Here is an 11488-nt window from a genome sequence, read left to right as displayed (position 1 = left end):
CGCCCGACCCTGTGTGCGACCTACTCCCGTCGCAACGGCGCAGGGTCGCCGTTGATCAGGGCGATCACCGCGTCGGTGTCGCGGACCAGCACGGAGCGCACGCCCGTGTCCGCGACGCCGACGGCCAGGGTGCGGAACGCCCGCAGCTCCTGGAGCGCCTTGTTGTCCTTGCCCTCCGCCTCGGCCTTGCGCGCCTTCGCCAGCTGCTTGGTCAGCTGGTCGTAGGAGGCCTTCGGCAGCCTGTTGGTGGCCTTGAACCGGTCGAGCAGCTGGGACACGTCCCGCAGCGACGTGGTGACCGCGAACGGCACCGTCCTGGTGGTGGTGTTGCCCGCGACGTCGGCCGCGGTCACCCGCAGCTCGTGCACGCCCAGCGGCAGCTCGTGCAGCGCCACCGCGTACCCGGAGGTCAGCGTCCGCCCGGCGAGGGTCGCGGTGACCGCGCCGACGCCGGAGGTGGCGTCACCGGCCTCCCACGACACCACCACGTCGGTCGCGTCCCCGTACACCCGGCCGTCGGCCACGCCCGTGAGGAGCAGCGTGGGTGCCGTGCCGTCGATCTCGATCGTCGCGGCCCGGTCGACCTCGGCGTTGCCCGCGGTGTCCACGGACCGGTGCAGCAGGGTGTGCGAGCCGTCGCCGGACACCGGGACCGGGCGCAGGTAGCCCGTCCACGGCCCGCCGTCCAGGCTCCACTCGGTCCGCGCCACCCCGGAGGTCGGGTCGGCGGCGGTCAGCACCACGGACACCGCGCCGGTGTGCCAGCCGCTCTCGCCGGGCGCGGCGAATGTGGCGGTGGTGACCGGGGCCGTGCCGTCGAGCTTGACCTCCAGGGACTTGACCTGCTCGACGTTGCCCGACGTGTCGGTCGAGCGGTACTCCACCTTGTGCACGCCGTCGCCGGTCAGCACGACCGCCTCGGTGTAGGTGGTCCAGGCACCGCCGTCGACCCGGTACTCGGTGCGGGCGACCGCGCCGCCGGCGTCGGTGGCCGACAGCTCCACCGAGACCGGAGCCGCCGTGTACCAGCCGGAGCCGCCGGGGGCGGTGCCGGTCGTGGCGGTGGTCACCGGGGCCACCACGTCGAGGTCCTTGACCCGCACGTTGCGGAACTTCACGTCGTCGGAGGCGCCGTGGTTCTGCAGCCCGATGAAGCCCTTCGTCAGGTCGCGGGCCGGATCCGTGCTCGTGTAGTCGTTGATCTTCACCCCGTTGAGCAGCACCTCGATGCGCTGGCCGGTGACCACGATCTCGTAGGCGTTCCACTGCCCCGCGGGCTTGAGCGCGGCGTCGCGGGCGGCCAGGTCGGCGGCCTTGAAGGTGTAGACCGACCCGGTGGTGCGGTCGTCGGCGTCGGTCGGGTCGATCTGGATCTCGTAGCCGTGGTCCACCGCCACCCACGGGTCGTCGCCGGGGTCGGGGAACCCGATGAACACGCCGGAGTTGTCGTCACCGGCGAGCATCCAGTCGAGCTTGAGGCTGTAGGAGCCCAGCTCGGCCTCGTGCCACAGCAGGCCCATCCCGCCCTCGGAGCGGATGGAGCAGTCCGGCTGGTGCACGAAACGACCGGGACCGGCCTGGTTCCACGCCTCCAGGCTGCCGGGCGTGCCGTCGTAGAGGCTGCGGTAGCCCTCCTCGGGCACCACCGGCGTGCAGCTGGCGGGCGGGTCCGTGCTGAAGGTGAACGAGTCCACGTCGAACAGCGCGCCCGAGCCGCCCTTGAACACGAAGTACATCTCGTGCGTGCCACCGGGGTCGCTGACCGGTGTCGGCGCGAGGTCGACGTAGTTGTCCCAGCCCCCGGTGTTGGCCACGTACGTGGACTGCACCAGCGGGCCGTCCGGCGCGTCGAGGCGCACCTCGAGCGTGCCGCCGGAACCGTCCGAGGAGACCCGGTAGCCGATGCCGGTGACACCGACGAGGTTGACCGGGCCGAACTTGATCCAGTCGCCGTTCTCGATCTCGCCGACCCGCTTGCGGCCCTCCGCGGTGTCGCGTTCCAGCGCCCGCGCGCCCTGCGCGCCGGTGTAGAACTCGGCCTGCTTGTGCTTGGGCTGCAGCACGGCCTCGTCGGACCCGGTCAGCGCCGGGGCGCCCGGCGCGCCGTTGTCGGTGTAGGTGGCGTTGATGACGCCGAAGACGTTGGCGTCCGCGCCGTGACCGCCGTCGGCCGGGGTCGGGATGGTGCCCTCGCAGCCGGTGGCCCGGCTGAGCGGGTGGCCGTGGCTGTCGTGGCCGAGGATGTACTCCACGACCACCTTGGAGCAGTCGACCGGCTGGTCCTCGGGGTCGACGACCGTGACCGAGAACGGCACCTGGTCGCCGAAGCTGAACACCGAGCCGTCGAGCGGGGTGTTGAGCGTGACCACCGGCGCGGTGTTGCCGACGTTGACCACCACGCTGGCCGAGCCGGTCAGCCCGGTCGGGTCGGTCACCGACAGCTTCGCGCTGTACTGGCCCACCGTGGTGTAGGTGTGGCTCACCGGTCCGGCCTGCGTGGAGTCGGTGGTGCCGTCACCGTCGAAGTCCCACGCCCAGGTGAGGTCGGGGCCGTCCTCGTCGGTCGTGCCGGCGGGGTCGAAGTTGACCGTCAGCGGCGCCGGGCCCGACGTCTTGTCGGCCGCCAGCTTCGCCACGGGCGTGTGGTTGCCCTGGGTGTAGTCGATCCGGTAGACCGCCGAGTCCGCGGCCCCGCCGAAGTAGCCGCTGCCGTAGTCCAGGACGTAGAGCGAGCCGTCCGGCCCGAACTCCAGGTTCATCGGCCTGGTCAGCGTCATCGAGTCGAAGAACGGGGTGATGTCGCCGCGCTCGCCGTCCGGGCCGACGTCGATGGTCTTGATCCAGCCGCGGTCCCACTCGTAGGCGAAGTTCTTGCCGTCGAAGTACTCCGGGAACTTCGTGACCTTGTTCAGGCCGGGGTCGAAGTGGTAGGTCGGGCCGCCCATCGGCGACTCGCCGCCGGTGCCGAACTCCGGCACGGACCCGCCGTCGTAGGGGATCCACGCGGCCTTGGCGGGCGGCAGGTCCACCAGCCCGGTGTTGTGCGGGCTGTCGTTGCGCGGGTGGGCGCAGTCGAACTTCGGGCCCGACGTGCCGGTGGCGAAGTCGTAGTCGTTGTAGGCCAGGTTGTCCCCGACGCACAGCGGCCAGCCGTAGTTGCCGGGCTCCTTGATCAGGTTGAACTCGACCGTCCCACCGGGACCGCGGTCGGGGTTCGCCGCACCGGCGTCGGGACCGTAGTCGCCGAGGTGGATCCAGCCGGTCTGCCTGTCCACGGAGAACCGGAACGGGTTGCGGAAGCCCATCGCGTAGATCTCGGGACGGGTCTTGTCCGTGCCCGGCGCGAACAGGTTGCCCGCGGGCACCGAGTACGAGCCGTCCGCGGCCACCGCGATCCGGACGATCTTGCCGCGCAGGTCGTTGGTGTTGGCCGAGGAGCGGCGGGCGTCGAACGCGGGGTTGCGGTCGGCGCGCTCGTCGATCGGGTTGTAGCCGTCCGAGGCGAACGGGTTGGTGTCGTCGCCGGTGGACAGCAGCAGGTTGCCCTGCGCGTCGAAGTCGATCTCGCCGCCTGCGTGGCAGCACAGGCCGCGGTCGGCCGGGATCTGGATGATCCGCTGCTCGCTGCCCAGGTCGAGGGTGCCGTTGTCGGCCAGCTTGAACCTCGACAGCTGGTTGTGGCCCTTGAACGGCGCGAAGTCCGCCGCGGTGCCGTTCTCCGGCGCGTCACCGGCCGGGGTGTCCAGCGGTGGCGCGTAGTACAGGTAGACCCACTTGTTCGTGGCGAAGTCCGGGTCGACGGCGATGCCCTGCAGGCCGTCCTCGTCGTGGTTGTAGACCGCCAGCGTCCCGGCCAGCGACGTCGTCGCCTCCGGCGTCGTCAGCCACACGCGACCGTCGCGGGAGGTGTGCAGCACCCGGCGGTCGGGCAGGACGGCGAGCGCGATCGGCTCACCGGTCTTCTCCTCGCCCAGCGCCAGGGTGATCTGGTCGAAGTCGGCGTCGGTCGGCGGCTGGTTCGGCGTCGTGCCGTCCGGCGCGCAGTCGGCCGCGACGGCCCCCGCGGCGTACCTGATGCCGCCCAGCAGGTGCTGCCGGAACGCGGGGTCCGAGTAGGACTCCTTGGTGTGCCCCATCCCCGTGTACCAGGACCGGCCCGAGCCCTGCGGGTGGCACCACGCGATGGGGTGGTCGCCCGCGGGGTCGGTGGGCGTGTAGCTGTGCTCGTCCAGCGCCGCCAGCACGTGCACGTCGGTGCGCGGGTTGCTGCGGTAGCTGTACCACTCGTCGGTGCGGGTCCACTTGTCCGGCAGGTGCGCCGTGGACGGGTGGTCGTGGTCCTCGACCACGACGTCGGCCTGCTGGATGGCCGGGTGGGACTTGAAGTAGGCGCCCACGAGGTCGCCGTACCAGGGCCACGAGTACTCGGTGTCCGCCGCGGCGTGCACCCCGGCGTAGCCGCCGCCGTCCTGCACGAACCGCTCGAACGCGGCCTGCTGCTGGTCGTCGAGCACGTCACCGGTCGTGGACAGCCACACGACCGCGTCGAACCGGTCCAGGTTGGCGTCGGTGAACGCGCCCGCGTCCTCGGTGGCCTCCACCGAGAACTCGTTGGCCGCCCCGAGCGCCTGGATGGCGGCGATGCCGTCCGGGATGGAGTCGTGCCGGAAGCCCGCGGTCTTGGAGAACACCAGGACGTGCTCGCCGTCCGGGTGGGCCGCGGCGGGCGCGGCGGCGCCGACGAGAGCGGTGCCCACTCCGGTCAGCAGGGCGAGAGCGGCGACGCCGAGCCGCCGCACCGATCGGGTTGGGTTCGGGGGTGGAGGTCGCAACTGCGGTTCGTGATGGACGCTTCGGTTACCACGCACGGGTACTCTCTCCTCGTTCTCACGGAACTGGGGACCGCGGAAGGCAGGGCTTTCCTTCGGGGAGACCTCCTCTCGTGTCGCGGTACCGACCCGGCCCGTCCGCCGGGTCGGTACCGCCTTCTCAGCAGGGCGTGCGATTCCGTCGTCTCAGGCGGGGACCGACTGCCAGCTCCCCGCCGCCGCGCTGTCCTCGACCGCGGCGAGCACCCGCTGCACCCGGAGCCCGTCGGCGAAGCTCGGCGCCGGGTCGGTCCCGGCGGCGATGGCGCCCACCAGGTCCACGACCTCGTGGACGAACGTGTGCTCGTAGCCGAGCAGGTGGCCGGGCGGCCACCACGCGCCGACGTAGGGGTGGTCGCCCTCGGTGACCAGCACCCGGCGGAACCCCGCCTCCGCGCCGGGGGCGTCGCCGTCGAAGAACTGGAGCTCGTTCATGGACTCGAAGTCGAAGGCCAGGCTGCCGCGCGACCCGTTGACCTCCAGCCGCATCGCGTTCTTGCGGCCCAGCGCGTAGCGGGTGGCCTCGAAGCTGCCGACCGCGCCGCCGTCGAAGCGGGCCAGGAACAGCGCCGCGTCGTCCACGGTGACCTCGCCGGTGCCGCCCGCGCCGTCCGGGCGCGTGGTCGTGAACGTCTCGGTCAGCGCCGACACCCCGGTGATGGTCAGGCCGGTGACGAACTGCGCGGCGTCCACGATGTGCGCGCCGAGGTCGCCCAGCGCGCCGGAGCCCGCCTTCTCCCTGTCCAGCCGCCACGTCAGCGGCGAGGCCGGGTCGGACAGCCAGTCCTGGAGGTACACGGCCCGGACGTGCCGCACCTCGCCGATCCGGCCGTCGGCCACCAGCCTGCGGGCCAGCGCCAGCGCGGGCACCCGGCGGTAGTTGAACGCCACCATCGACCGCACACCGCGCGCGGCGGCGGCCTCCGCGGCCGCGGCCATCTTCTCGGCCTCCGCGACCGAGTTCGCCAGCGGCTTCTCGCACAGCACGTGCTTGCCCGCCTCCAGCGCCGCCACCGCGATGTCGCAGTGCGTGTCGCCGGGCGTGCAGATGTCGACCACCTGCACGTCGTCGCGGCGGACCAGCGCGGCCCAGTCCGTCTCCACGTCGGCCCAGCCGTACTTGTCCGCCGCGGCCCGCGTGCGGGCCTCGTCCCGTCCGCCGAGCACCGAGAGCCTCGGCACCAGCGGAAGGTCGAAGAAGCGGTGCGCGTTGCGCCAGGCCTGGGAGTGCACCGCGCCCATGAACGCGTGCCCCACCATCCCGACGCCGATCTGCTCGTTCATCCCTGGCCCTTCGTCGATCGTGTGTTCCCACCACGGCCCGGAAGGCCCCGGCGCCGCCGCGCTGCGACGCCGGGACCCGGTCAGGAGTCGAAGCCGACGTCGAGGTAGGAGTCCACGTTCTCCTTGCTCACGACGGCGGAGTAGGTCGTGATGAGCGCCGGGATCTCGTGCTCGGCGAGGTCGCCGATCCCCTTGGCCTGGCCCAGCATCCGGGCCAGCGCGATCGCGGAGGAGGCCATCGACGGGCTGTAGAGCACCGTCGCCTTGACCACGCCGCTGTCGGCCTTGATCAGGTTCATCATGTTCCGCGACCCGGCGCCGCCCACCATGATGAAGTCCTTGCGGCCCGCGCCGTCGATCGCCGCCAGGACGCCGATGCCCTGGTCGTCGTCGTGGTTCCACAGCGCGTCGAGCTTGCTCGCGCCCTGGAGCAGGTTCGCGGTCTGCTGCTCGCCGGACTCCGGGGTGAACTGGGCGGACACCCGCGGGCCGACGGAGAAGCCCGCGCGGGCCAGCGCGTCCTTGAAGCCCTTGCTGCGCTCCTGGGTCAGCGGCAGCGAGTCGATGCCCGCGACCTCGCCGATCACCGGGCTGGAGATGTTCTTCGCCTTCATCTGCGCGGCGATGTAGTTGCCCGCGTTGACGCCCATCCGGTAGTTGTCACCGCCGATCCACGCCCGGTAGGCCAGCGGCGTGTCGAAGATCCGGTCCACGTTGACGACCTGGATGCCCGCGTCGGTGGCCTGCCTGCCGACCTCGGTGAGCGCCTTGCCGTCGAACGGCAGGATCACCAGCACGTCGACCTTGTCGTTGATCAGCGTCTCGACCTGGGCGATCTGCTGGTTGACGTCGTTGGTGCCCTCGGTGGCCTTCAGCGTCACGTCGGAGAACTGCCCCGCCTGCGCCTTGGCGTTCTTCGTCATGGCCGCCATCCAGCCGTGGTCGGCGGCGGGCGCGGAGAAGCCGATGGTGACGGCCTTGCCGGGCTGGCTGTTCGCCCCCGACGCCCCGGCCACGGCGGCGTTGGAGGCGCCCGCCTGCGGCGCCTCGTTGGACGTGCAGCCGGCCAGGACGGCGGTGGCGCCGAGCGCCGTGGTGCCCCACAGGAAGCGGCGGCGGTCGAGTGATGGCATGGCGAACTCCAGCGGTGTGAGGTGGTGAGCGGAGCGGTCGGGCGGGTGCGGGCCGTGCCCGGTGGGCGGGCCGGGGTCGCGCGGGTCAGGTCTTGCGGATCCGGCGGCGCAGCTTCGTGCTCTGCAGCAGCACGGCGGCGACGATGATCACGCCCTTGGCGATGTTCTGGATGTCGGTGTCCAGGTTGTTCTGGGTGAAGATGCTGTTGAGCACCGTGAAGATCAGGACGCCGACCAGGGTGCCGATGAGGCTGCCCCGGCCGCCGGTGAGCAGGGTGCCGCCGATGACGACGGCCGCGATGGCGTCCAGCTCGTAGAACAGGCCGTTGGTGGAGGCACCGGAGGTGGTGCGGGCCACGACCATGATCGCGGCGATGCCGCAGCACAGGCCCGCGATGCCGTAGACGAGCGCGGTGTGCCGCTTGACGTCGATGCCCGCCAGGCGGGCGGCCTCGGCGTTGCCGCCGACCGCGAGCGTGCGGCGGCCGAAGTTGGTGCGGTTGAGCAGGACCCAGCCGACCGCGAACACCAGCGCCAGCATCCAGATGAGCACCGGGATGCCGAGGAAGGCGCCGCGGAAGAAGGTGGTGAAGCCCGTCTCGGACACGACCTGCGTGCGCCGCCCGGACAGCCGTTCGGCCAGGCCGCGCGCCGAGGCGTACATGGCGAGGGTGGCGATGAACGGCACGATCTTGCCGTAGGAGATCAGCAGCCCGTTGACCAGACCGCAGGCCAGGCCCACGAGCAGCCCGCAGAGCACCATCACCACGGGCCCGTAGGACTGGGTCGCGAGCGTGGTCATCCACACGCTGCTCAGCGCCACGATCGACCCGACGGACAGGTCGATGCCGCCGCTGATGATCACGAACGTCATGCCGACGCTCACCACGCCGATGGCCGCGGCGAGGCGCAGCATCGTGGAGATGTTGGCCTCGGTCAGGAAGCCGTCCGGGCGGGTGATGTAGCCGACCAGGCACAGCAGGAGCAGCACGCCCACCAGGCCCGCGAGGCGCACGTCCACGGGGAAGCCGCCGCGGCGCGGGCGTTCCCGCTGCCGCGGTGGTGGTGTCGGGTCGTCGGTGCCGGTGGCCAGCACCGGGGTCGAGGACTTGCTGGTCACGACGAAGCCTCCTCTGCGACGCCCGCGAGCTCGGTCGCGGCGCTGCCTTCCATCACGATGTCGAGCACGTCCGCCTCGGTCAGCTCGGCGGCCGGTCGGTCGGCGAGCACCTCGCCCTCGCGCAGCACCAGGACCCGGTCGGCGAGGCCGAGCACCTCGGGCACCTCGCTGGACACCAGGACCACGGCCACCCCGTCGGCGGCCAGCTCGTGCACGAGCCGGTACAGCTCCGCCCGCGCGCCGACGTCGACACCGCGGGTGGGCTCGTCGAGCAGCAGGACCCGGCAGCCGCGCACCAGCCAGCGCGCGACGACGGCCTTCTGCTGGTTGCCGCCGGAGAACGTGCCCACCAGCCGACGCGGGTCGGCGGGCCGCAGCTCCAGCTTCTCCAGCACCGCGCGCGAGTCCGCCATCTCCCGCGCCCGGTCGGTGAACCCGGCCGTGCTGTAGGTGCCCAGGCTGGCCAGCGTCACGTTGTGCGCGACCGGCAGGTCCAGCAGCAGGCCCTGGCTCTTGCGCTCCTCGGGGGCCAGCCCGATCCCGGCCTTGACGGCGGCGGAGACGCTGCCCGGTTTGAGCCGGACCCCGTCGACGCTCACCGTGCCCGCGTCGGGCCTGCGGGCCCCGAACACGGTCTCCAGGATCTCGCTGCGCCCGGCGCCGACGAGCCCGGCGATGCCGAGCACCTCCCCCGCGTGCACGGTGAAGCTGACGTCGGCGAACTCGCCCGCCCTGGTCAGCCCCTCGACCTTGAGCACCTCGACCCGCTCGTCGGCCGCGGACTCCTCGCGGACCGGAAACACCGTGCTGACCTGGCGGCCCGACATGAGGTTCACCAGCTCCCCGGTCGGCGTGCCCGCCGGGAGTCCGGAAGCGACGGTGCGGCCGTCCTTGAGGACGGTCACGCGGCTGCCGATGCGGCGGATCTCCTCCAGCCGGTGCGAGATGTAGACGACGGACACCCCGTCGGCCGCCAGCTCGCCGACGATGCGGAACAGGTTGTCCACCTCGTCGGAGGCCAGCGCGGCGGTCGGCTCGTCCATGACGATGAGCCGCGCGTCGTGGGCCAGCGCCCGCGCCATCGACACGAGCTGCTGCCCGGCGGCGGACAGCAGGCCGACCTCGCGCTCCGGCGGGATCTCGGCGTGCCCGAGCCTGCGCATCAGCGCGGCGGCCTCGGCGCGCGCGGCGCCCCGGCGGCTGAACCCGAACCGGGACCTCTCGTGCCCGAGGAACACGTTCTCCGCGACGGAGAGCCCCGGCACGAGGTCGAGCTCCTGGTACATCGTCGCGATCCCCAGGCGCAGGGCCGCGACCGGCGACGCCAGCACCGCGGGCTCGCCCCGCCACAGGATCTCGCCGTGGTCGGGCCGGTGCGCCCCGGCGAGGACCTTGATCAGCGTCGACTTGCCCGCGCCGTTCTGGCCCAGCAGGCAGTGCACCTCGCCCGGCAGCACGCTCAGCTCCACGCCGTCGAGCGCCCGGACACCGGGGAACTCCTTCACGATGCCGGTCATCCTCAGCAGCGGCTGCCCGAGGTCGTCCGGTCCGACGTCCTGCCCTGGGTGGGCCAGTACGGGGTCGTCCGCGCCAGCGGTCACGGGGCCACCATCCCTTCCGGCACGTTCGCCGTGTTCTCAGCGTGTTCGTCGACCGGGACCACGGCCGGCTCGTCCAGCACCCGGCGCAGCGCGTGCACGGCGCCACCGGTGGACGGGCCCCGGAACCCCAGCCGGGACGCGACGACCGTCGCGCCCCCGGCGCCCTCGGCGAGGACGCGCGCGGCGACCTCGGAGCGGACCGGTTCCACCAGCCACTCGGGCAGGGCGGCGAAGTAGCCGCCCAGCACCACGGCGGCCGGGTTGAGCAGGTTGACCAGCACCGCGGCGCCCGCGCCGAGCGCCGCGCCGATCTGGTGCAGGGCGTCGAGGGTGCGCCGGTCGCCGGTCTCGGCCCGCGCCCTGACCAGCACCATCCGGGCGTCCGGGTCGAGCGCCGGGTCGTGGACCGGGTCGTCGGGGGTGGCGCAGGCGTGCAGCAGCGCGCCGAGGCCGACCTGCGTCTCCCAGCAGCCGCGCCGTCCGCACGAGCACCACGGGCCCAGCGGGTCGAGCATCATGTGGCCGACCTCGCCCGCGTAGCCGAGGTGGCCGCGCACGAGCTCGCCGCGCGAGAAGACCCCCGCGCCGACGCCGTGGCCGCCCGCGAGGTGCACGAAGTCGTCGAGGCCCGCCGCCGCGCCCGCGTCGTGCTCGGCGACGGCAGCCAGGTTGGCGTCGTTGTCGGCGCCGAAGAAGTCGAGGGCGAGCCCGGTGCGGGCGGCCAGCCCGTCGCGCAGGGCGACCTCGCGCCACCGCAGCCGGGAGGCGAACCGCACCACGGCGCCGTCGGTGTCGACCAGACCCGGCACGGCGGCCGTGGCCCCGACGACCCAGCCGCCGCGCGCCCGCACGTCGTCCAGCACGCCGGTCAGCACGTCCGCGAGCAGGTCCAGCACGCGCTCGTGGCCGGAGGAGGGGACGTCGCAGGCGATCCGCCTGCGCAGCAGCACCTCGCCGGTGAGGTCCACGACGGTCGCGCCGACGTGGTCGACCTGGAGGTCGAGACCGACGCCGCAGGCCGCGGCCGGTCGCAGCTCGACCAGCTCACCGGGCCTGCCCTGCCCGCCCGCGGTGATGCCCGCGGGCCGGACGACGCCGCGCCGGGCCAGGTCGCCGACCAGGGAGGAGACCGTCGCCTTGGAGAGCCCGGAGTGCACCGCGAGCTGCGCGCGGGAGACCTGACCGCGCTCGCGCAGCATTCGCACGAGGAGGTCCAGGTTCGCCCTGCGCAGACCTGCGCGGTCCGCCGGGCCCGGGGTGTGCGGCACGGACGCTCCACTTCGTTGAGGAGCCGATCGAACTTGGGTGTTTCAGCTCACAAAGGAGCCTGACCTACTGCCCATATCGGACGCAATAGGCCATCCAGAGCAAGAAGTAGGGGGTACTTTCGCTTTTTTTAGACGAAAGCCGGTCGGAAAGGCGCGAAACTTCTCACCGATGCCGGGAACACCCCGTCGACCGCCCTGGCGATGACAACGTTGT

Annotated in this window: 6 protein-coding genes; all 6 read right to left on the bottom strand. The window is 72.4% G+C overall.

Annotated elements, in window-relative coordinates; all coding sequences use genetic code 11:
* Positions 1-20: 20 nt before the first annotated feature.
* Complete coding sequence (locus tag CLV43_RS25295; protein WP_106189735.1) at positions 21-4799, bottom strand: ThuA domain-containing protein; 4779 nt, start codon at positions 4797-4799, stop codon at positions 21-23.
* A 216-nt stretch (positions 4800-5015) separates the two neighbouring features.
* Positions 5016-6152 (bottom strand): Gfo/Idh/MocA family protein, encoded by a 1137-nt coding sequence (locus CLV43_RS25290; RefSeq protein ID WP_245886947.1) that lies wholly within the window; start codon positions 6150-6152, stop codon positions 5016-5018.
* 80 nt (positions 6153-6232) lie between these two features.
* Positions 6233-7285, bottom strand: a complete 1053-nt coding sequence (locus CLV43_RS25285; protein ID WP_106189734.1) for a substrate-binding domain-containing protein — start codon at positions 7283-7285, stop codon at positions 6233-6235.
* An 85-nt stretch (positions 7286-7370) separates the two neighbouring features.
* On the bottom strand, positions 7371-8306 hold the full coding sequence (locus CLV43_RS25280; protein ID WP_245886964.1) for an ABC transporter permease: 936 nt from the start codon (positions 8304-8306) through the stop codon (positions 7371-7373).
* A gap of 95 nt (positions 8307-8401) precedes the next feature.
* On the bottom strand, positions 8402-9922 hold the full coding sequence (locus tag CLV43_RS25275; protein WP_106189846.1) for a sugar ABC transporter ATP-binding protein: 1521 nt from the start codon (positions 9920-9922) through the stop codon (positions 8402-8404).
* Positions 9923-10002: 80 nt separating this feature from the next.
* The gene (locus tag CLV43_RS25270; protein ID WP_245886945.1) at positions 10003-11274 is read right to left on the bottom strand and encodes an ROK family protein; all 1272 of its coding nucleotides are present in this window, start codon (positions 11272-11274) and stop codon (positions 10003-10005) included.
* Positions 11275-11488: the final 214 nt, after the last annotated feature.

This window comes from Umezawaea tangerina, from assembly GCF_003002815.1.
GTDB lineage: Bacteria > Actinomycetota > Actinomycetes > Mycobacteriales > Pseudonocardiaceae > Umezawaea > Umezawaea tangerina.
The sequence above is the reverse complement of the archived record's forward strand: the minus strand, read 5'-3'. Positions and strand labels throughout refer to the sequence as shown.

Coding starts and splice junctions, on each gene's coding strand:
- CLV43_RS25275 (WP_106189846.1), bottom strand. CDS start 9,922: ATGACCGGCATCGTGAAGGAGTTCCCCGGTGTCCGGGCGCTCGACGGC.
- CLV43_RS25290 (WP_245886947.1), bottom strand. CDS start 6,152: ATGAACGAGCAGATCGGCGTCGGGATGGTGGGGCACGCGTTCATGGGC.
- CLV43_RS25285 (WP_106189734.1), bottom strand. CDS start 7,285: ATGCCATCACTCGACCGCCGCCGCTTCCTGTGGGGCACCACGGCGCTC.